The organism is Streptomyces sp. NPDC026377, assembly GCF_055567715.1.
This window is the reverse complement of record NZ_JBVHPV010000004.1, coordinates 331306-351323: the sequence shown is the minus strand read 5'-3', so window position 1 is coordinate 351323 and position 20018 is coordinate 331306. Positions and strand designations below refer to the sequence as shown.

Sequence of the window (20018 nt, the reverse complement as noted above, 5' to 3'; positions counted from 1 at the left end):
GTGAGGCGCGGTCCGGATGCCGGACCGCGCCTTGCGCGTACGCGAACGTATGGCAGGATGCTTTCCAAGGTCATGAGTGACAGCGACTACGGCCCCGGCCCGCTGTCCGGCAACCCTCCGTCCGTGGCGGGGTGCCCCGGGTGAAGACCAGGCCGCAGGCAGCGAGGTCGGCGGCAAGCGCGGACCCCTGCGCACCCGTTCTCCGGGTGGCGCGCCCCTGGGGTCCTGGTCCTCGAGGGAGCAGTCTCGTGAGCAAGCGAATGCGATAGGGCCTTCGGCCCCTTCTTCTGTACATCTCCGTACGCCTTCTCCGCGTACGTCGAGGTCACCCCCCGTGCGTCCGGCGCCGTCGGCCGGTCCGCCGCGCCCCGGGGGTTCCACAGCCGATTCGCCTTGTCCCGCCGGGAGATACCGCCATGTCCGCATACGCGTCCACGTCCGCCCTCACCCCCACCTCCTCCGCTGTCGCCCCGTCCCCGGCCCCGTCCGAGGAGCCCTGCTGCGCGGCGCCGCTGCCGGTGCTCGGCCGGGACGTCACCGTGCCGCTGGTCACCGGCGGCGAAGTGACGTACGCGGCCCTCGACTACGCGGCGAGCGCCCCCGCCCTCCAGCGGGTGTGGGACGACGTGGCCGCCTACGCGCCCTACTACGGCAGCGTGCACCGGGGCGCCGGCTACCTCTCGCAGCTCTCCACCGACCTGTTCGAGAAGAGCCGGGAGACGGTGGCCGAGTTCCTCGACTGCCGCCCCGGCGACCAGGTCGTCTTCACCCGTTCGACGACGGACTCGCTGAACCTGCTGGCCCGGGTGCTCCCGGCCGACTGCGAGGTCTTCGTCTTCGAGACCGAGCACCACGCGTCGCTGCTGCCGTGGCGGGACGCCCGGGTGACCTACCTCGACGCGCCGCGTACGCCCGAGCAGGCGGTGGCGACGCTGGAGCGGGCGCTGGCCGACCGCGACCCCTACGGTCCGGCCCTCGTCTGCGTCACCGGTGCCTCCAACGTCACCGGGGAGCTCTGGCCGGTGCGGGAGCTGACGGCGGCGGCGCACGCGCACGGGGCGCGGGTCGTGCTCGACGCGGCGCAGCTGGCGCCGCACCACCCCGTCTCCGTACGGGAGTCGGACGTCGACTGGATCGCCTTCTCCGGGCACAAGCTGTACGCGCCGTTCGGAGCGGGGGTGCTCGCCGGGCGCGCGGACTGGTTCCAGGAGTCCGAGCCGTACCTCGCCGGGGGCGGGGCGTCCCGTACGGTCGCGCGGCGCGCGGACGGCGGGGTGGACGTCGAGTGGCACACCACGGCCGCCCGCCACGAGGCCGGTTCGCCGAACGTGATCGGCGTGTACGCCATCGCGTCCGCCTGCAAGGCGCTGACCGAGGCGGGTTTCGACGCCCTGGTGGAGCGGGAGCGGCACCTGATCGCGAAGGTGCGCGAGGGGCTGGCGGCGGTTCCGGAGGTTCGGGTGCTGTCCCTCTTCGGCGACGACGCGCCGAGGGTCGGGGTGATCTCGTTCGTCGTGGACGGCTGGAACAGCTCGCACTTCGCGGCGGCGCTGTCGGCGGAGTACGGGATCGGGGTGCGGGACGGTCTGTTCTGCGCGCACCCGCTGGTGCGGACGCTGCTGGGCGGGCAGCCGCAGGAGCAGGGGGAGTGCGGGGCGCCGGAGGGGGAGCCGGGGGAGCGGTCGCTGAACGCGATCCGGGTGAGCTTCGGGGCCGGGACGCCGGATGAGCATGTGGAGCGCTTTGTGGGGGCGGTGCGGGAGTTGGTGGCGGAGGGGGCGAAGTGGGGGTACCGGGTGGAGGGTGGCCGCTGCGTCCCGGCGAAGTGACGCCCCGGGGCTGCGCCCCGGCCCCCTCCGGGGGCTGCGCCCCACCCCCTTTTCCGTCCGTGGACCGTGGTGGGCTGGTCGCGCAGTTCCCCGCGCCCATCAAATGCCGCTGCGCGGCATCCCCGGGGCGCCCCGAAGGGGCGCTCTGGGGGCGCGGGGAACTGCGCACCAGCCCAGCACGACCCGCGGCCACAGATGGGCGGAGGCACAAGACCCGGTTGCCGCCCGCTCAAGGGCTACGCGTCGAGGCCGATCGCGAACGCCGCCTCCAGGTCGTGCTGGGAGTAGGTCCGGAACGCCACATGCGTGTCCGTCACCTCCACGCCCGGAATCTTGCTGATCCGCCCGGGGATGATGTCCGCGAGATCGTCGTGGCGGGCCACCCGGACCAGCGCGATCAAGTCGTAGGTACCGGTCACCGAGTACACCTCGCTGACGTTCTCCAGCGACGCGATCGACTCCGCGATCTCGGGAATCCGGTCCACGCTGGTCTTGATGAGCACGATCGCGGTGATCACGGCTGGTTCTCTCCCTCGGTGGCGGCCGGCGCGGACGGCTTCGGCCGTTGCGGTCGTTTCACTCTAGCCGTCCCGCGGAACCGGACCCAGGCGTAGAGAAAGCCCAGGCCGAAGCCGACGAGATGGGCCAGGTAGGCCACTCCGGGACCGGCCGGAGCCGCCCGTACGGCCAGCCACTGGAGCACGAACCAGAACACCAGCACCGGCGCCGCCGGGAAGCGCAGCGGCAGGAAGAAGAGGAAGGGGAAGAGGCTGGTGACCCGCGCGCGGGGAAAGAGGTGGAGGAAGGCGCCCAGGACACCGGAGATCGCCCCCGACGCCCCCACCAGCGTCTGCTCGGACGCCGCGTGCGCCACCGCGTACCCGAGCAGGGCGAGGTAGCCCGCGCCGAGGTAGAACAGCGCGAAGCCGAGCCTGCCCATGCGCTCCTCGGCCATCACGCCGAAGACGTAGAGGAAGAGCATGTTCCCCAGCAGGTGCAGCCAGTTGCCGTGCACGAAGAGCGCCGTGAGGGGGGTGAGGAGCGCGCCGGGGTCACCGGCCGTGAGTTCGTTCGGGATGACACCCCACCGGGCGAAATACGCGCTCTGGGCGGCGAGCAGCGCGTCCCCCGTCCCGTACGAGGGGTTGAGGCCCGAGACGGGGCTGACGAGGAAGACCAGGCAGCAGGCCGCCAGCACGGCGTAGGTGACCGTCGGACCCCGTACCACCGCCACCCGGACGGCGCTCGGCTTGATCATGGACAGAGCATGGCGCACCGGGACCGAACGGTACAGACCGCCTCGCCGTGCCGGGGGGTACCCGGTAGGCCGTAGGGTTACGGGCAGTACATCCGCAGTTCGACGGCGCACCGCGAGATCCTGGATCACGGCTTCGACACGAATGACCCCGCGAAGCGGAAAGAGGACGGCACCACATGACGAGCGTTCCCCTGCCCACCGCCACCACCCGGTGGCGCTGCACCCTCTGCGGCAATCTGACCCGCTTCGACGTCACCCGCTCGTCCAAGGTCGTCGAGTACGTCCATCTGGACCTCGCCGGTGAGCCGAAGGTCGAGGAACGCGAGGTGGTCAGTGAGACCATCGAGTCGGTGCGCTGCCGCTGGTGCAACGCGGTGGACCGGATCGAGCTGGTGGACAGGCCGGGCGCCGGCTCCGAGTGAGCCGCCCGGGTGAGTGACGGACGACAGTTGAGGTGACGGATCGTGGAGCATGCAAGCGGTGCCGAACCGGCCGGTGCGGCCGGTGACGGCCCCGCCGAGGTGCTCGACCGACCGCTGCCCGAAGGGGTGCGGCGCAGGGTCGTCGCGCTGGTCTCGGACGCCTTCGGCGGGTTGACCGTCGCCGAACTGCCGCCGCAGCTGCGGCAGTACGCCCGTTTCACCCCGACTCGTCGTGCCAAGTTCGCCGGCAACGCCATGGCCGCGGCCCTGGAGTCCGACCCGGTCTTCCGGCAGCGGATCGGGGAGCGGTTCAAGGAGGCGCAGCCGGAGCTGGCGGGCGCGCTGGAGTCCGGCGCGCCGCCCGCGGCCGCCGACCCCGTGGACGTCGCGGCCGCCGCGTACGTCCTGCGCCCCACCGGCTGGGTGAAGCTGGTCGCGGCGGCCGGCGAGGAGGCCCAGCGGGCGGACGCCGAGCGGGCCGACGAGGAGGGCCGGCGCGAGCTGGAGCGGCTGCGCCGGGAGCTCGCCGAGGCCCACGAGCGGCTGCGCACCGAGCAGGAGGAGCTGCGCGCCGACCTGGCCGCGGCCCGCAAGGAGGCCGAGGCGCTCCAGCGCAAGCTGCGCAGCGCGCTCAGCGACGTCAAGCGCGGTGAGGCCGCCCTGCGCAAGGTCACCGGGGAGATCGACGGGATCAGAGCGGAGGCGGCGGCCCAGGTGGCCGCCGCCGAGAGCGAGTCGCGGCGGATCAGGACCCGGCTCACCGAGGCCGAGGCGTCGGTCGAGGCGAGCCGCCGCGCGGTGCGCGAGGGACGCTCGATCGAGGACATGCGGCTGCGCCTGCTGCTCGACACGGTCCTGGACGCCGCCTCCGGGCTGCGGCGCGAACTCGCCCTGCCCCCGGCCTCGGTGCGGCCCGCCGACACCGTGGAAGCGGTCGAACCGGGGCAGATGACCCCGAAGGACATCGCGGCCCGGGCGCTCTCCGAGACCGATCCGGCCCTGCTCGACCAGCTGCTCGCGCTGCCCCAGGTGCATCTGCTGGTGGACGGCTACAACGTCACCAAGACCGGCTATCCGACGATGCCGTTGGAGAAGCAGCGGCTGCGGCTGCTCGGCGGGCTCTCCGTGCTCGCCGCGCAGACCGGCGCCGAGGTCACCTGCGTCTTCGACGGCGCCGAGCTGGCCGCGCCGGTGCTGCTGGCGCCGCCCCGCGGCGTACGGGTGCTCTTCTCCAAGCCGGGGGTCACCGCGGACGAGCTGATCCGCCAGCTGGTGCGGGCGGAGCCGTCCGGGCGGCCGGTGGTGGTCGTCTCGACCGACCGCGAAGTGGCCGACGGGGTGGCCAGGGCGGGGGCGCGTCCGGTTGCGTCCGTCATGCTCTTGAAGCGGCTTTCGCGCGTCTAGCAACTCCTGCGTTCAATGCCCGAATTCGGGTGATCAGTTCCCAGCGCTCTGTCAAGTGCCCATTACTACGCGTGGGATGACTGTAAAGAATCCTCCTTTCGACCGAGTTTTTTCCTATCAGGATTTGAACTGATCACAAGGAGGTCACTAGGGTCAGCTCGAACCTTCACGCGGTTGATCACTCGTCCGGGGTGGCCGTGAGGGTACCGCCGAGTCCTTCGCTGTTCGGCGCTGAGGAAGAAGGAGCTCGCCTTCGTGGCGTCCCACCGTCGACCCAAGCCTGCGAGCCGCACCCGCGTGACCGTGCTCACCGCCACCGCCGCCGCAGCCGTCGCTCTCACGTCCCAGGCCGCGCACGCGGACCCGAAGCCGTCCAAGAGCGAAGTGAAGTCCAAGGTCGACAAGCTCTACGACGAGGCCGAGCAGGCCACCGAGAAGTACAACGGCGCCAAGGAGAAGCAGGACCAGCTGGAGAAGCAGGTCGGCGCGCTCCAGGACAAGGTGGCCCGCGGCCAGGACGAGCTCAACAAGCTCCGCGACGGCCTCGGTTCGATGGCCTCGGCGCAGTACCGCTCGGGCGGCATCGACCCCTCCGTCCAGCTCTTCCTCTCCGCCAACCCGGACGACTTCCTGGACAAGGCCTCCTCCCTCGACCAGTTGAGCGCCAAGCAGACCGAGGCGCTCCAGAAGATCCAGGAGAAGCAGCGCAGCCTGGCGCAGCAGCGCAAGGAGGCCCAGGACAAGCTCAAGGACCTCGCGGACACCCGCAAGGAGCTCGGCGCCAAGAAGGCCGAGACCCAGTCCAAGCTCGCCGCCGCGCAGAAGCTCCTCAACTCCCTGACCGCCGCCGAGAAGGCCTCGCTCGCCTCCGACGACGCGCGCGCCAACCGCGCCAACGAGCGCGTCGACCTCGGCCACGAGGCCCCCGCCTCCGGCCGTGGCGCCGCGGCCCTCGCCGCCGCCCAGACCCAGATAGGCAAGCCGTACGTGTACGGCGCCACCGGCACCGCCTCGTTCGACTGCTCCGGACTCACCTCCTGGGCCTACCGCCAGGCGGGCATCTCCATCCCGCGCACCTCGCAGGCCCAGGCCGGCGCGGGCACCCAGATCGGCCGCAGCCAGCTCAAGCCGGGCGACCTGGTGCTCTTCTACGGCGACCTGCACCACGTCGGCCTGTACGCGGGCAACGGCCAGGTGCTGCACGCCCCGAAGCCGGGCGCCGTCGTCCGCTACGAGGCGATGGACAACATGCCGTTCCAGTTCGGCGTCCGCATCGCCTGACGTCAGGGCCGCACGGCCCGCCGTATAACAACTCGGTTGCCACCGCCCTCCGAACGGGCGAATTCCGGCAACTCGCGCTGACGCCACGCCCCGCCGGTGACCTGTGTTCTCCGGTGGGGCGTCACTTTGCGTACACGGCGGGGTCTTTGGACCCCGTGTGGTCGTCCGACTACTGTCCGGCGTGCGGTTCCCCCCATGACTCTTTCCACTCGTCCGCCCGCCCGGGCGGCAGGGGCCCGCACCAGCGGAAGGAGTGCGGCTTCCCGTGGCGTCCCATCGCCGTCCGACGCAGTCCGGGCTCTCCCAGAGCACCCGGGTCACCGTCCTGTCCGCCGCGGCGGCCACCGCGGCCGCGGCCTTCGCGGCCCCCGCCGGCGCCGAACCCGCCGGCACCGGCAAGGAGCGGGTCGACCGGCTCTTCGCCCAGGCGGAGGAGGCCACCGAGCAGTACAACAAGGCGGACGAGCGCGCCGACCTCCTGCGCGAGCAGGTCAAGCACGCGCAGGACAGCGTCGCCCGCGGCCAGGAGCGCATCAACCGGATGCGGGGCGCGCTCGGCGCGATCGCCGGTGCCCAGTACCGCTCCGGCGGCCTCGACCCCTCGATCGCGCTGCTGCTCTCCGAGGACCCCGACACCTACCTCGACAAGGCGGCGGCCCTCGACCGGATCGGGGAGCGCCAGAGCGCCGAGCTGCGCGAACTCCAGCACGAGCAGAGGCGGATCGGCCAGCAGCGCACCGAGGCCACCCGCAAACTCGCCGAGCTGGAGCGCAGCCGTGCGGAGGTCGCCCGGCACAAGCGCACCGTCGAGTCCAAGCTCGCCGAGGCCCGCCGGGTGCTGCTCGCGCTGCCGAGCGCCGAGCGGGCCGCCTTCGACCGGGTCTCGCGCTCGGGGCGCGGCGCGCTGCCCGACCTGAGCGGGGCGGTGCCCGCCTCCGGGCGGGCCGCGGCGGCGGTGGCGGCGGCCCGCCAGGCCGTGGGCCGCCCCTATGTGTGGGGCGCCAACGGACCCACCGGCTTCGACTGCTCGGGCCTGATGCAGTGGTCCTACGCGCACGCGGGCGTCGGGCTGCCGCGCACCTCGCAGGCGCAGCGGTACGCCGGGCGCCGGGTCTCCCTCTCCGAGGCGCAGCCCGGTGACCTGGTCGCCTACCGCTCCGACGCCAGCCACATCGCGATGTACGTGGGCAACGGCCAGGTCATCCACGCCCCCTACCCGGGCGCGCCGGTGCGCTACGACCCGGTGGGCATGATGCCCATCTCCTCGATCACCCGGGTGTGACCGTACGATCGGGGGGATGGCGGACGGCTGGCTGAGCGGCACAGGGCGACGGCGCACGGCGGGATACGGTCTCGCCGCGCTGCTGTCCCTGGGCGCCTGCACCTCCCCGGCCGCGGCCCCCGACCCCGTCACCGGCCAGGTGCAGCGCACTTTGGACGGGCGGGCCGCCGCCGTCCTCGGCCACGACGAGCGCGGCTATCTGGCCGCCCTCGACCCCGGTGCGGCGGGTCTGCGGGACGCCCAGCGCGCCGAGTTCGCCAATCTGCGCCAGGTGCCGCTGGGCGCCTGGGCGTACCGGGTCACCGGCGTCAGCCGCAGGGGCGACCGGGCCACCGCCCGGGTGGAGCTGCGCTACCGGCTCGCCGGGTACGACAGCGCGCCGGTGACCTCGGCCAGGGTCGTGGACCTCGGCGAGCGGGCCGGACGCTGGTACGTGACCGGCGACCGGGCGGGCGAGGGCGCGGCCGAACCGCTGTGGCGGCAGGGCCCGGTGTCGGTGGTGCGCGGCGCCCACAGCCTGGTCCTCGGCGTCGGCCAGGAGCGCGGGACCCTCCAGCGGATCGCGGACACCGCCGACCGCGCGGTGCCCGCCGTCTCGGGTGCCTGGCCCGGCCGCTGGGCGGGCCGGGTGGTGGTCCTGGTGCCCGCCTCGCTCGACGCGATGGCGGCGCTGCTGGCCGCGCCCCCGGCCTCGTACCGGGGGATAGCGGCGGTCACCACCGGCGAGGCGGGGGCGGCGGGGGCGGCGCCCGCGGACCGGGTGATCGTCAACCCGGAGGCCTACGGCGTACTGGGCGATCTCGGCCGGCGGGTCGTCCTCACCCATGAGACCACCCATGTCGCCACCCGCGCCCGCACCTCGTCCGCGACCCCGATGTGGCTCTCGGAGGGGTACGCGGACTGGGTCGGCTACCGGGGCACCGGGCGCACCCCCGCCGAGGCGGCGCCCGAGCTCCAGGAGGCGGTGCGGCGCGACGGGCCGCCCGGCGAACTGCCCGACGACGCCGACTTCGGCTTCGAGGGCGGCGCGGACCGGCTGGCGCGCGCGTACGAGGGCGGCTGGCTGGCGTGCCGCCTGATCGCCCAGCGCTGGGGCGAGGCGAAGCTCGGCGCCCTCTACGCCCAGGTGGGCGGGGCGAAGCACCGCGAGGGCGCGCTGGAGAAGGCGCTCAACGACCAACTGGGCACCACGCCGAGGGAGTTCACCGCCCTGTGGCGGACCTACGTCCGCGACCAGCTGGGCTGACCGGCGCCGCTCAGCCCTCCAGCTCCCCGATCGCCTCGGCGAGCCATTTCTTCTCGGCCGTGCCGGTGGCGCGGGCGATCCTGAGCATCCCCCGGCGGAAGAGGTCGGGGCTCTCCTCGGCCCGTACGGGCTCGCCGTCGCGGTAGAAGAAGCTCGCCGGGGTGTTCAGGAACGCCTGGCGGCGGCGGAGCACGGCGGCCTGTTCGGCCCGGTCGGGCAGCCGTCCGAGGAACGCGAGCAGGGTGAAGAACCGCTGCCCGTCGGTGATGTCGACGTCCCTGGGGTGCCGCAGCCGCTCCAGCAGTTCGGCGCGGCCCGCCTCGGTGAGGGAGAGGATCCGGCGCGGGGCGGCGCCGCTGCCGGGCCCGGTGCGCTGCTCCAGTTTCCCCGCCTTCACCAGACGGGTGATCGCGGGGTAGAGGGCGCCGTCGCTCACCGGGCGGACGTGGCCGCTCAGCCCTCTGATGCGCTCCTTGAGCTCATAGCCGTGCAGGGGCTCCTCGTCGAGGAACCCCAGGATCGTCAGCTCCAGCACCCGCTTCTCCTTCCGGACGCGCTTCTCCTGCCGGCCCGGCCATGATATCTCTTTTCGCGGTACCTCGATTCGATGTACCACGAAAAGAGGGGGAGGGTTTCCGTGTCACACCGCCGCCGGCTGGTCTCGCTCGCGTGCCCGGTCTACTTCGAACTCCTGGCCGGGGTCGCGGCCGGGGTGATCAACATGGTCTGGGTGGCACGGCTCGGCGGGGAGAGCGTCGCCGCGGTCGCCGTCGCCACCAACGTGGAGAACCTGCTGCTCGGACTGATCCTCATGGCGGGCACCGGCACCGCCGTGCTGGTGGCCCGGGCCCGGGGCGCCGACGACCCCGGCGGCATCAGGGCCGCCGTGCGCGGTGGCTGGGCGCTGTGGGCGCTGATCACCCCCGTGGTCGCCGTCGGCGGCTGCCTCGGCCGCGAACCGCTGGCCCGGCTGGTGCTGGGCGGCGCGGACGACGGCGTCCTGGCCCTGACGTCCGGCTACTTCGCCGTCGCCCTGCCGGGGACGGCCGTCTTCTTCGCCACCAACGTCGTCGACGGCATCCTCAAGGGCGCGGGCGACACCCGCACCCCGATGCGGCTCGCCTTCCTCGCCAACGCGCTGATCCTCGTCCTCGACCCGCTGCTCATCCTCGGCTGCGGCCTGGGCGTGCGCGGCGCGGCCCTCGCCACCGTCACCGGGCGGAGCGCCGCGCTCGCCGCGGGCATGCTCGCGCTGCGGCGCGACCCGCACCTGCGCGCCGCCCGGCTCGCCGCGCCGGGCGAGCCGTGGACCGCCGCCCTGCGCCGCACCCTCACGACCGGGCTGCCCATGTCGCTCGACTTCGTCGTCCGGATGGCCGGGGGGCTCGCGCTGGTCGCGGTGGTCGCCCGGATCGGCGTCGGGGAGGCCGCCGCGTACGGCATCGCGACCAAGGCGATGTACGCCGCCACCATGGCCTTCTACGCGGTACGCCAGGCCGCCTCCCTTCATACCGCCCAGCTGCTCGGCGCGGGGCGCGACGAGCGGGCCGCGGTCGGGCGGCAGGCCGCGCTCCTCTCCGGCGCGCTGGGGCTCACGGCCGGGCTGGTGCTGCTCGCGGCGGCGCCCTGGATCATGGCGGCGTTCGGCGCGAGCGGCGAGGTGGCGGCGGCCGGGACGCTCTATCTGCGCTGCCTCGGCCCGTACCTGGTCCTGCTCTCCGTCCTCATCGCGCTCGGCGGGGTCTTCGAGGGCAGCGGCGGCAGCCCGGCGCTCGCCGGGGTCACCGCGTGCGGCGTCGCCCTCCAGCTCCCGCTCGCCCTCGGCCTGTCCGGCGCGGGCCTGCCGGGGATCTGCCTGGCCATGGCCCTGTCCATGGGGCTCCAGTGCGCGGCCGTCGCCCGGATGTACCGGCGGCTGTGTACGGCCGGTCAGCGCACCAGGACCGAGAAGACCCTCGTGCGGACCTGCTGAACGGGAAGCGGGGGGCGGGGCACGGTGCCGCGCCACAGGCGCCGGCACGCGCTCACCGACGCCACCACCAGGAGCCCGTTGCGGACCGACAGGAGCAGCACCCCGAGCCAGTCGCTCGCCACCACGTGCGAGAACCAGATCGGGAACTCCAGCAGGGTCACCCCCGCCGCGGCCAGCACCAGATACGCGGGCCGGGCCATCGGGGAGCGGCGCACGGCCAGGCACACCGCCGCGAGCCCCACCAGCCAGATCAGATACTGCGGGCTGATCACCCGGCTGGTGGTGGTGAACAGCAGTACGGCCGTGAAGGCGGCCTCCGCCAGGGTGCCCGGGCCGGTGCGGCGCGCCCGCAGCCGCCACAGCAGCAGCCAGCCGAACGCCAGCGCCGTCAGCCCCATCGCCAGCGTGGAGACCACCGGCACGTACGGGCCGAGGAACTCCACCGACCCGTAGTTGAGCTGCACCCGCCCCCGCCAGCCCAGATGGCGGGCCACATGGAAGACGAGCGCGCCCAGCGACTCCACCTCGGTGCCCCGGTCGCGCTGGAAGGTGAGGAACGCGAAGGCGCCCGGCGCGACCGCGTGGCACCCCAGCAGGAAGACGCCCGCGGTGACGGCCGCCGCGGCCCACGCCCGGCGCGGCGCCCGGGCGAGCAGCAGTACGGGCCACACCTTCAGCAGGGCGCCGAACGCGGCGAGCGCGCCCAGCACCCGGGGGCGGCGCGCCCCGGCCAGCAGCGCGGCCACCGCGACGGCCGTCACCATCAGGTCGTAGCGGGCGTACGCGGTCGGCCCCAGCAGCGGTACGCCCCACACCCAGAGCCGGGCGCCTGCCCGGGACCCGCCGGGGCGCCCGCCCGCGTACAGCAGCAGCCCCAGGACCAGCGCGTCGGCGAGGAACGCGAGGACGAAGAAGGCGGAGGCGTAGTCGAGGAAGGGCAGGGCGGCGGGGGAGAGGATCGCCAGCGCGGCGGCCGGCGGGTACTGCCAGGTGACGTCGTCCAGCGGATACGTGCCGGTCCGCAGCACCTCGTACCAGCCCTGGTAGATCACCGACACATCGCTGGTGACGTCCGGGCCCGGGACGACCAGCACCCGCAGGACGCAGAGCAGCAGCAGGCACCGGGTGACGGCGAACACCGCGAGGATTCCCGGCACGCCCCTCGCGCGCTCTGTGCCGCTTCCTTCCGACATGCACACCCCGTCCCTGTATCGCGTGCGACGGGCCTTTCGCCCGCCACGGTCATGATGCCGGGCGGGGCCGGGCGCGAGCGACGAGGCGGGGCCGTTGGGTACTGTCGGCGGCGATGCACAAGACGTTGATCGTGACCAATGACTTCCCGCCGCGCCCCGGCGGGATCCAGGCGTTCCTGCACAACATGGCGCTGCGGCTGGACCCGGAGCGGCTCGTCGTCTACGCCTCCACCTGGAAGCGGGGCCGGGAGGGCGCCGAGGCGACCGCCGCCTTCGACGCCGAGCAGCCCTTCACCGTGGTGCGCGACCGCGCCACCATGCTGCTGCCCACGCCCCGGGTGACCCGGCGCGCGGTCGGACTGCTCAAGGAGCACGGCTGCTCCTCGGTGTGGTTCGGGGCGGCGGCGCCGCTCGGGCTGATGGCGCCCGCGCTGCGCCGGGCGGGAGCGGAACGCCTGGTCGCCACCACGCACGGCCACGAGGCGGGCTGGGCCCAGCTGCCGGGCTCGCGGCAGCTGCTGCGGCGCATCGGCGAGGGCACGGACACGATCACGTACCTGGGCGAGTACACCCGCTCCCGGATCTCCGCCGCGCTGAGCGCGCGGGCGGCCGACCGGATGGTGCAACTGCCGCCGGGCGTCGATGAGAAGACCTTCCACCCCGGCTCCGGGGGCGGCGAGGTCCGGGCCCGCCTGGGGCTCACCGACCGGCCGGTCGTGGTCTGCGTCTCGCGCCTGGTGCCCCGCAAGGGCCAGGACACCCTCATCCTCGCGATGCCCTCGATCCTCGCCCGCGTGCCGGACGCGGTGCTGCTGATCGTGGGCGGCGGGCCGTACGAGAAGGCGCTGCGCGCCCTGGCCGAGAAGACCGGGGTCGCCTCCTCGGTCCGCTTCACCGGCGCCGTCCCGTGGGCCGAGCTGCCCGCGCACTACGGCGCCGGCGACGTCTTCGCCATGCCGTGCCGCACCCGCCGGGGCGGCCTCGACGTGGAGGGCCTGGGCATCGTCTACCTGGAGGCCTCCGCGACGGGCCTGCCGGTGGTGGCGGGCGACTCGGGCGGTGCGCCGGACGCGGTGCTGAACGGGGAGACGGGGTGGGTGGTACGGGGCGGCTCGGCGGAGGAGTCGGCGTCCCGGATCGTCACCCTCCTCCAGGATCCCGATCTGCGGCGGCGGATGGGGGAGCGGGGGAGGGGTTGGGTGGAGGAGAGGTGGCGGTGGGATTTGCTGGCGGAGAGGCTGGAGCGGTTGCTGTAGGCGGGGGGTGTGGCGCGGGCGGCACGCCTGGCCGATCGCGCGGTTCCTCGCGCCCCTGAGGGGTCCGTGTTTTTGGGTGCGGCCCGGTGGTGGGCCGGTCGCGCAGTTCCCCGCGCCCCTGAAGGTCCGTGTTCTTGGTGCGGCCCGGTGGTGGGCTGGTCGCGCAGTTCCCCGCGCCCCTTAGCGGGTTGCGGGTGGGGCGGTTGTGCTGGGTCGGGGGGTGTACCCGCCCGTACTTCAGCGGCGCCCCGTAAAGGGGCGCGGGGAACTGCGCGACCAGCCCCCACCGGCCCGCAGGCGAAGGTCGGCCCTGAAGGGGCGCGGGGAACTGCGCGATCAGCCCCCACCGGCCCGCAGGCGAAGGTCGGCCCTCAAGGGGGCGCGGGGAACCGCGCGATCAGCCCCCACGTACCCGCACCTGAGGCACCGGCCCATTGAGGGGCGCGGGGAACTGCGCGAGCCGCCACCCACACCCCCCGCACCCGGACAACAGCCCGACCACCCTCCCACCCCTGACGGTCACTCAGATTCAAGACAACCTCCCCCCTTCGCGGAAGCCCAAATTCCGCCCATGCTGCCCGCATGACACCAAACCTGACGCGCCGTCACCTCCTGGGTCTCGGCGCCCTCCAGACGGCCGCCCTGCTGGGCCTGCCCAGAATCACCCTCGACCCCGCCCGCGCCGCGCAGGCGCAGCCCACCACCCACACCCCCGCCCTGGTCATCGGCTCCGGCTACGGAGCGGCCGTCGCCGCGCTCCGGCTCGGACAGGCCGGCGTCCGCACCCTCGTCCTGGAGATGGGCCGCCTCTGGGACACCCCCGCCCAGGACGGCGCGGTCTTCTGCTCGACCTCCGCCCCGGACCAGCGGTCCATGTGGTTCCGCACCCGCACCGAGGCACCTCTCGCCACGTTCCTCTGGCTGGATGTCGTCAACAAGGCCATCAGCCCCTACCCGGGCGTCCTCGACCGCGTGAACCACGGCGACATGTCCGTGTACGTGGGCCGCGGCGTCGGCGGCGGCTCCCTCGTCAACGGCGGCATGGCCGTCACCCCCCGCCGCGACTACTTCACCCAGGTCCTCCCGCAGGTCGACGCCGCCGAGATGTACGCCACGTACTTCCCGCGCGCCAACGCCATGCTCGGCGTCAACTCCATCGACCCGGCCTGGTTCGAGTCCACCGAGTGGTACAGGTTCGCCCGTACCTCCCGCAAGGCGGCCCAGAACGCCGGGCTGAAGACCGTCTTCGTCCCCAACGTCTACGACTTCGGCTACATGCGGCGCGAAGCCGCCGGCACCGCCACCCGGTCCGCGCTCGCGGGGGAGGTCATCTACGGCAACAACCACGGCAAGAGATCCGTCGACCAGACCTACCTCGCGGCAGCCCTCGGCACCGGCAACGTCACCATCGAGACCCTGCACCACGCCCGCGCGATCCGCAGGGAGCCCGACGGCACGTACGTCGTCACCGCCGACCGCACCGATCTGACCGGCCACGTCGTGGAGACCCGGGAGATCGGCTGCGGCAGGCTCTTCCTCGGCGCCGGCAGCCTCGGCACCACCGAACTGCTGCTGCGCGCCCGCGAGAGGGGCACGCTGCCCGCCCTGGACGCGGCCGTCGGCACCGGCTGGGGCCCCAACGGCAACATCATGACCGCCCGCGCGAACCACGTGTGGGACACGGTGGGCGCCAACGAGTCCACCATGCCCGCCCTGGGCATCGACGACCGCGACAACGCCGCCAACCCGGTCTTCGCCGAGATCGCTCCGCTGCCGATGGGCTTCGAGCACTGGGTGAGCCTCTATCTGGCGATCACCACGAACCCGCAGCGCGGGACCTTCTCGTACGACCCGGCGACCGACTCGGTCAGGCTCAACTGGACGCGGGCGCAGAACCAGCCCTCGGTCGACGCCACGAAGAAGCTCTTCGACCGGATCAACCTCAAGAACGCGACGATCTACCGGTACGACCTGTTCGGCAACGACACCCCGTTCGCGGACGGCTTCTGCTACCACCCGCTCGGCGGCTGCCCGTTGGGGCGGGCGACCGACAGCTACGGGCGGGTGAAGGGGTATCCGGGCCTGTACGTCACCGACGGAGCCCTCATCCCCGGCTCCATCGGCGTCAACCCGTTCGTCACGATCACGGCGCTCGCCGAACGCAACGTCCAGCGCGTCCTCGCGGAGGACGTCCCGGCCTGATTGGTCCGCCCTGATCGGTCCGGCCCGATCAGTGGGCGTAGATCGCCTCGATCTCGTCGGCGAAGTCCTTCGCCACGACGTTGCGCTTCAGCTTCAGCGACGGGGTGATGTGCCCCGCCTCCTCCGTGAACTGGGAGGTGAGAATGCGGAATTTCCGCACCGATTCCGCCTTGGAGACCGCGGCGTTGCCGTCGTCGACCGCCCGCTGCACCTCCGCCAGCAGCTCCGCGTCCTGCCGCAGCGAGGCCGCCGAGGAACCGGCCGGCTTGCCGTGGTCCGCGGCCCAGTGGGCCAGGAACTCCTCGTCGAGCGTGACCAGCGCGCCCACGAACGGCCGCCCGTCGCCGACCACCATGCACTCCGCGACCAGCGCGTGCGCGCGGATGCGGTCCTCGATCACCGCCGGGGCGACGTTCTTGCCGCCCGCCGTGACGATGATCTCCTTCTTGCGGCCGGTGATCGCGAGGTAGCCGTCCTCGTCGAGGGTGCCGATGTCACCGGTGTGGAACCAGCCGTCGGCCAGCGCCTCGGCGCTCGCCGCCTCGTTGTTCCAGTACCCCGTGAACAGGTGCTCGCCGTGCAGCAGCACCTCGCCGTCGTCCGCGATGCGCACCACGGAGCCCGGCAGCGGCTGGCCGACCGTACCGATCTTCTGGCGGTCCCACGGGTTGAACGCGGTCGCGGCGCAGGACTCGGTGAGGCCGTAGCCCTCCAGGACCGTGAAGCCGATGCCCCGGAAGAAGTGGCCGAGCCGCTCGCCCAGCGGGGCGCCGCCGGAGATCGCGTACTCGCCCTTGCCGCCCAGGACCGCGCGCAGCTTGCTGAAGACCAGCTTGTCGAAGACCTTGTGCTTGAGCTTCAGGCCGAGCGAGGGGCCCTGCGGGGTGCCGAGCGCGCGGCTGTAGGCGATCGCGGTGTGCGCGGCCCTGTCGAAGATCGCGCCCTTGCCGTCCGCCTGCGCCTTGGCCCGCGCCGCGTTGTAGACCTTCTCGAAGACCCGCGGCACCCCGAGGATCAGGGTCGGCCGGAACGCGGCCAGCTCGTCGGTGAGGTTCTTGATGTCCGGTACGCAGCCGAGCTTGATCGGCGCCATCACGGACGCCACCTCGACGAGCCGGCCGAAGACGTGCGCGGCGGGCAGGAAGAGCAGGACCGAGCACTCGCCGGTGCGGAAGAGCGGCTTGAGGCGCTCGACCACGTTGCCGCACTCCGCGAAGAAGGCGCGGTGGGTCAGCACACAGCCCTTGGGGCGGCCGGTGGTGCCCGAGGTGTAGACGATGGTCGCCGGGTCGTCGGCGTGCGCCGAGGACATCCGCTGGTCGAGCAGCTCGTCCGAGATGTCCGAGCCGCCCGCGGTGAGCTGCGCCACCGCGTCCGCCTCCAGCTGCCAGACGCCCTTGAGGGCGGGCAGCGCCGACTGCACCGCGGTGACGGACGCCAGGTGCGCCTCGGTCTCCACCACGCACAGGGTGGCGCCGGAGTCGCCGAGGATCCACTGGATCTGCTCGGGCGAGCTCGTCTCGTACACGGGGACGGTGACCGCGCCCGCGCTCCAGATGGCGAAGTCGAGCAGCACCCACTCGTAGCGGGTGCGGGAGAGCAGGGCCACCCGGTCGCCGGGCTCGACGCCCGCGGCGATGAGGCCCTTGGCCACGCCGCGGACCTCGGCGAGGAACTGGGTGGCCGTGACGTCGGTCCAGCGTCCCGCGACCTTGCGGCCCATGACCGCGACATCGGGATGCTGAGCGGCATTGCGGCGGATCAGATCCGTCAGGTTGCCGTCCGTGGGGACCTCGTACAGGGCCGGAAGGCTGAACTCGCGCAAGACTGCTGCTCCTCATCGGGCGCCGGTGCCACGGCTCTGTGTGACGCACCGGCTGCGGTCCAAGATCGGGCAGGTGCCCGGAGCAACTTGTTGGGGGTCTGCTCCGAGCACGACTGGACTGCCCGGACGTTACCCACCGGTAGTGGGTTCCCGATAGGGGGTCCTGGCCAGATGTTCGCTGCGTCACATGGATTTCGCGCCGCTTCACGCACAGTAGTCCACTCCTTTCGCGACTCGGAAGTAACCGCAGGTCCGGCGGCCTAGGGTGGCTGCATGCGAGTACATGTGATCAGCGATGTGCACGGAAACGCCGAGGGCCTGGCGAAGGCGGGCGACGGCGCCGACGCCCTGGTCTGCCTCGGTGACCTCGTCCTTTTCCTCGACTACGCGGATCACTCGCGCGGGATCTTCCCCGACCTCTTCGGTGTCGAGAACGCCCGCCGGATCGTCGCCCTGCGCACCGCCCGCCGTTTCGAGGAGGCCCGTGAACTGGGCCGTTCGCTGTGGGCCGGACTCGACCGTGAGACCGTCATCGAGGCGGCGGTCCGCCGCCAGTACGCCGAGCTGTTCGCCGCCTTCCCCACGCCGACGTACGCCACCTACGGCAATGTCGACCTGCCGACCCTCTGGCCGCAGTACGCCGGTCCGGGCACCAAGGTCCTCGACGGCCACCGGGTCGAGATCGGCGGCCGCGTCTTCGGCTTCGTGGGCGGCGGACTGCGCACCCCGATGCGTACGCCCTACGAGATCTCCGACGAGGAGTACGCGGCGAAGGTCGAGGCGCTCGGCGAGGTCGACGTGCTCTGCTCGCACATCCCGCCGGAGGTCCCCGAGCTCGTCTACGACACCGTCGCCCGCCGCTTCGAACGCGGTTCGCGCGCCCTGCTCGAAGCCATCCGGAAAACGAGGCCCCGGTACTCCCTGTTCGGCCACGTCCACCAGCCGCTCGCCCGCCGCCTCCGCGTCGGCCGCACCGAATGCGTGAACGTCGGCCACTTCGCCGCCACCTCCCGGCCCTTCGCGCTCCAGTGGTGAGGCGGGCACCGGCGTAAGGCCGCGGCCGCACGCGATAGCCTGCACGTCTACCGACCCCCACACACCGGCCCGCGCACTGGAGGAGCCACGACGATGGCGGAACACACCAGCTCGTCTATCACCATCGAGGCGGCACCGTCCGAGGTGATGGGGGTGATCGCCGACTTCGCCCGGTACCCGCAGTGGACCGGAGAGGTGAAGGAGGCCGAGGTGCTGTCGAAGGACGCCGAGGGCCGTGCCGAGCAGGTCCGCCTGGTGCTGGACGCGGGGGCCATCAAGGACGACCACACCCTCAAGTACACCTGGGACGGCTCCCGCGAGGTGAGCTGGAGCCTGGTGAAGTCCCAGATGCTGCGCGCCCTCGACGGCTCCTACAGCCTCGCCGACGCCCCCGGCGGCCACACCGAGGTCACCTACCGGCTGACCGTGGACGTCAAGATCCCCATGCTCGGCATGATCAAGCGCAAGGCCGAGAAGGTCATCATCGACCGCGCCCTCGCCGGTCTGAAGAAGCGCGTCGAGAGCGGCGCGGCCGGCACCGCCGACGGGGCCGAGAAGGCCTGAGGATGCGCACGGTCCTCGTCACCGGTCCCGGCGGCGCGGGCCGCACCACCGTCGCCGCCGCGACCGCGCTGGCGGCCGCCCGGCGCGGCGAGCGTGTCCTGCTCCTCTGCGCGGACCGCGAGGACCCGCTGGACCGGCTGCTCGGCGGCGAGGAGCCGGGGGGCCTCGACGTCGTACGCGTCGACTCCGGCGCCCGCTTCCGCACCGAACTGCTCGCCCTCCAGGACCGGGCCGGGACCGCCCTCGACCTCCTGGGCGCCGGGCGCCTCGACGCCGAGGAGCTGACCGAGCTGCCCGGCGCCGAGCAGCTCGCCCTGCTCGGGGCGGTGCGCGAGGCGGCGGGCGGCGGCCACGACCTGCTCGTCGTCGACCTGCCTCCGGTCCACCAGAGCATCGCCGTCCTCGCCCTGCCCGGGCAGCTGCGCCGCTATCTGCGCCGGCTGCTGCCCGCCGAACGGCAGGCCGCCCGCTCGCTGCGCCCGGTCCTCGCCCAGCTCGCCGGGGTCCCGATGCCCGCCCAGTGGCTGTACGAGACGGCCGCCCGCTGGGACGCGGAGCTGGCCGCCGTCGAGGCCGTGGTGCGCGACCCGGCGACGACCGTCCGGCTGGTCGCCGAGCCCGGCGCGGCCGCCGTGGCCGCCCTGCGCACCGCCCGCCTCGGCCTCGCCCTGCACGAGCTGCCCCTGGACGCGGTGATCGCCAACCGGGTTCTGCCCACCGGGTCCGCCGACCGCTTCCTCTCCGCGCTCTCCGGGCACCAGCAGTGCGCGCTCAAGGAGCTGGCCGAGGAGTTCGAGGGCGTACCGCTGCACGAGGTCCCGCACCTGGGCCGCGACCCGCGGGGCACCGAGGAGCTCGACGAGCTGATCGACGGGCCCACCGGCGAGAGGGGGCTGTGGCCCCAGGACGGCGACGCCGTACGGCCCGGGCCGTGGCACATCGAGGACCGGCTGGCCGACGACGGCGTCCTGGTGTGGCACCTGCCGCTGCCCGGCGCCCGCAAGGACGGGCTCGGCCTGGTGCGCCGGGGCGAGGAACTCCTCCTCACCGCCGGACCGTTCCGCAGGATCGCGCCCCTGCCCTCCGCGCTGCGCCGCTGCACGGTCTCCGGCGCCGGGCTCACCGACGGCGTGCTGCGGATCCGCTTCACCCCGGACCCGGATCTATGGCCCCGGACGTCCTGAACGCCGTACCCCCGTTCGGGTAACGTCGACAGCACAGACCCTTCTCCCAGCAGCTGGAGCCCGCC

17 protein-coding genes and 1 riboswitch are annotated in these 20018 nt (G+C 73.2%); of the genes, 12 read left to right on the top strand and 5 right to left on the bottom strand.

Features of this window, described 5'->3' with window-relative positions:
* Positions 1–68: 68 nt before the first annotated feature.
* Positions 69–186, top strand: a riboswitch (SAM riboswitch).
* A gap of 230 nt (positions 187–416) precedes the next feature.
* Positions 417–1829: an aminotransferase class V-fold PLP-dependent enzyme gene (locus tag ACZ4MU_RS11870; protein ID WP_467874319.1), complete on the top strand. Its 1413-nt coding sequence runs from the start codon at positions 417–419 to the stop codon at positions 1827–1829.
* A 236-nt stretch (positions 1830–2065) separates the two neighbouring features.
* Here the strand turns inward: ACZ4MU_RS11870 and ACZ4MU_RS11865 are convergent, their stop codons facing one another.
* Positions 2066–2347, bottom strand: coding sequence for an Lrp/AsnC family transcriptional regulator (locus ACZ4MU_RS11865; RefSeq protein WP_067158275.1), 282 nt, complete (start codon positions 2345–2347; stop codon positions 2066–2068).
* The gene (locus ACZ4MU_RS11860) at positions 2344–3087 is read right to left on the bottom strand and encodes a rhomboid family intramembrane serine protease (protein ID WP_467874314.1); all 744 of its coding nucleotides are present in this window, start codon (positions 3085–3087) and stop codon (positions 2344–2346) included. Before ACZ4MU_RS11860 ends, ACZ4MU_RS11865 begins: the two co-directional genes overlap by 4 nt.
* Positions 3088–3263: 176 nt before the next feature.
* On the opposite strand from ACZ4MU_RS11860, the gene ACZ4MU_RS11855 reads away from it, so the two are divergent.
* The 5 genes from ACZ4MU_RS11855 (at position 3264) to ACZ4MU_RS11835 (ending at position 8722) form a co-directional block, all read left to right on the top strand.
* Positions 3264–3509, top strand: coding sequence for a hypothetical protein (locus ACZ4MU_RS11855; RefSeq protein WP_358835256.1), 246 nt, complete (start codon positions 3264–3266; stop codon positions 3507–3509).
* Between the two features lie 42 nt (positions 3510–3551).
* Positions 3552–4913, top strand: coding sequence for an NYN domain-containing protein (locus ACZ4MU_RS11850; protein ID WP_467874311.1), 1362 nt, complete (start codon positions 3552–3554; stop codon positions 4911–4913).
* Positions 4914–5168: 255 nt separating this feature from the next.
* Positions 5169–6194, top strand: a complete 1026-nt coding sequence (locus ACZ4MU_RS11845) for a C40 family peptidase (RefSeq protein WP_467874308.1) — start codon at positions 5169–5171, stop codon at positions 6192–6194.
* A 265-nt stretch (positions 6195–6459) separates the two neighbouring features.
* Entirely contained in the window at positions 6460–7476 is a 1017-nt protein-coding gene (locus ACZ4MU_RS11840; RefSeq protein ID WP_467874305.1) for a C40 family peptidase, read from the top strand.
* A 16-nt stretch (positions 7477–7492) separates the two neighbouring features.
* Entirely contained in the window at positions 7493–8722 is a 1230-nt protein-coding gene (locus ACZ4MU_RS11835; RefSeq protein WP_467874302.1) for a hypothetical protein, read from the top strand.
* A gap of 10 nt (positions 8723–8732) precedes the next feature.
* On the opposite strand, the gene ACZ4MU_RS11830 is transcribed toward ACZ4MU_RS11835, so the two are convergent.
* A complete protein-coding gene (locus ACZ4MU_RS11830; protein WP_467874299.1) occupies positions 8733–9257 on the bottom strand; it encodes a PadR family transcriptional regulator in 525 nt (174 codons plus the stop codon).
* Positions 9258–9329: 72 nt separating this feature from the next.
* On the opposite strand from ACZ4MU_RS11830, the gene ACZ4MU_RS11825 reads away from it, so the two are divergent.
* On the top strand, positions 9330–10694 hold the full coding sequence (locus tag ACZ4MU_RS11825; protein WP_467874296.1) for an MATE family efflux transporter: 1365 nt from the start codon (positions 9330–9332) through the stop codon (positions 10692–10694).
* On the opposite strand, the gene ACZ4MU_RS11820 is transcribed toward ACZ4MU_RS11825, so the two are convergent.
* Positions 10652–11887: a glycosyltransferase 87 family protein gene (locus ACZ4MU_RS11820; RefSeq protein ID WP_467874294.1), complete on the bottom strand. Its 1236-nt coding sequence runs from the start codon at positions 11885–11887 to the stop codon at positions 10652–10654. The genes ACZ4MU_RS11825 and ACZ4MU_RS11820 overlap by 43 nt on opposite strands.
* 113 nt (positions 11888–12000) lie before the next feature.
* Here ACZ4MU_RS11820 and ACZ4MU_RS11815 point away from each other — a divergent pair, with 113 nt between their 5' ends.
* Both ACZ4MU_RS11815 and ACZ4MU_RS11810 read left to right on the top strand, forming a co-directional pair.
* Positions 12001–13143 (top strand): glycosyltransferase family 4 protein, encoded by a 1143-nt coding sequence (locus ACZ4MU_RS11815; RefSeq protein ID WP_467874291.1) that lies wholly within the window; start codon positions 12001–12003, stop codon positions 13141–13143.
* 582 nt (positions 13144–13725) lie between these two features.
* Positions 13726–15345 (top strand): GMC oxidoreductase, encoded by a 1620-nt coding sequence (locus tag ACZ4MU_RS11810; protein WP_467874288.1) that lies wholly within the window; start codon positions 13726–13728, stop codon positions 15343–15345.
* A 28-nt stretch (positions 15346–15373) separates the two neighbouring features.
* On the opposite strand, the gene ACZ4MU_RS11805 is transcribed toward ACZ4MU_RS11810, so the two are convergent.
* Positions 15374–17170, bottom strand: coding sequence for an AMP-dependent synthetase/ligase (locus ACZ4MU_RS11805; RefSeq protein ID WP_467874286.1), 1797 nt, complete (start codon positions 17168–17170; stop codon positions 15374–15376).
* Positions 17171–17443: 273 nt separating this feature from the next.
* On the opposite strand from ACZ4MU_RS11805, the gene ACZ4MU_RS11800 reads away from it, so the two are divergent.
* From ACZ4MU_RS11800 to ACZ4MU_RS11790, 3 genes are all read left to right on the top strand, one after another.
* Positions 17444–18205 carry a metallophosphoesterase family protein gene (locus ACZ4MU_RS11800; RefSeq protein WP_467874284.1) on the top strand — a complete coding sequence of 254 codons (762 nt, stop codon included), beginning with the start codon at positions 17444–17446 and terminating at the stop codon, positions 18203–18205.
* Between the two features lie 93 nt (positions 18206–18298).
* Entirely contained in the window at positions 18299–18769 is a 471-nt protein-coding gene (locus ACZ4MU_RS11795) for an SRPBCC family protein (protein WP_467874281.1), read from the top strand.
* A gap of 2 nt (positions 18770–18771) precedes the next feature.
* Positions 18772–19953: an ArsA family ATPase gene (locus ACZ4MU_RS11790; RefSeq protein WP_467874278.1), complete on the top strand. Its 1182-nt coding sequence runs from the start codon at positions 18772–18774 to the stop codon at positions 19951–19953.
* The last annotated feature ends 65 nt before the right edge of the window (positions 19954–20018 follow it).

What these genes read in the sequence shown, in the direction of transcription:
- ACZ4MU_RS11870 (WP_467874319.1), top strand. Translation starts at nt 417, where the DNA reads ATGTCCGCATACGCGTCCACGTCCGCCCTCACCCCCACCTCCTCCGCT.
- ACZ4MU_RS11860 (WP_467874314.1), bottom strand. Translation starts at nt 3,087, where the DNA reads ATGATCAAGCCGAGCGCCGTCCGGGTGGCGGTGGTACGGGGTCCGACG.
- ACZ4MU_RS11855 (WP_358835256.1), top strand. Translation starts at nt 3,264, where the DNA reads ATGACGAGCGTTCCCCTGCCCACCGCCACCACCCGGTGGCGCTGCACC.
- ACZ4MU_RS11835 (WP_467874302.1), top strand. Translation starts at nt 7,493, where the DNA reads ATGGCGGACGGCTGGCTGAGCGGCACAGGGCGACGGCGCACGGCGGGA.
- ACZ4MU_RS11825 (WP_467874296.1), top strand. Translation starts at nt 9,330, where the DNA reads ATGTACCACGAAAAGAGGGGGAGGGTTTCCGTGTCACACCGCCGCCGG.
- ACZ4MU_RS11820 (WP_467874294.1), bottom strand. Translation starts at nt 11,887, where the DNA reads ATGTCGGAAGGAAGCGGCACAGAGCGCGCGAGGGGCGTGCCGGGAATC.
- ACZ4MU_RS11815 (WP_467874291.1), top strand. Translation starts at nt 12,001, where the DNA reads ATGCACAAGACGTTGATCGTGACCAATGACTTCCCGCCGCGCCCCGGC.
- ACZ4MU_RS11810 (WP_467874288.1), top strand. Translation starts at nt 13,726, where the DNA reads ATGACACCAAACCTGACGCGCCGTCACCTCCTGGGTCTCGGCGCCCTC.
- ACZ4MU_RS11800 (WP_467874284.1), top strand. Translation starts at nt 17,444, where the DNA reads ATGCGAGTACATGTGATCAGCGATGTGCACGGAAACGCCGAGGGCCTG.
- ACZ4MU_RS11795 (WP_467874281.1), top strand. Translation starts at nt 18,299, where the DNA reads ATGGCGGAACACACCAGCTCGTCTATCACCATCGAGGCGGCACCGTCC.
- ACZ4MU_RS11790 (WP_467874278.1), top strand. Translation starts at nt 18,772, where the DNA reads ATGCGCACGGTCCTCGTCACCGGTCCCGGCGGCGCGGGCCGCACCACC.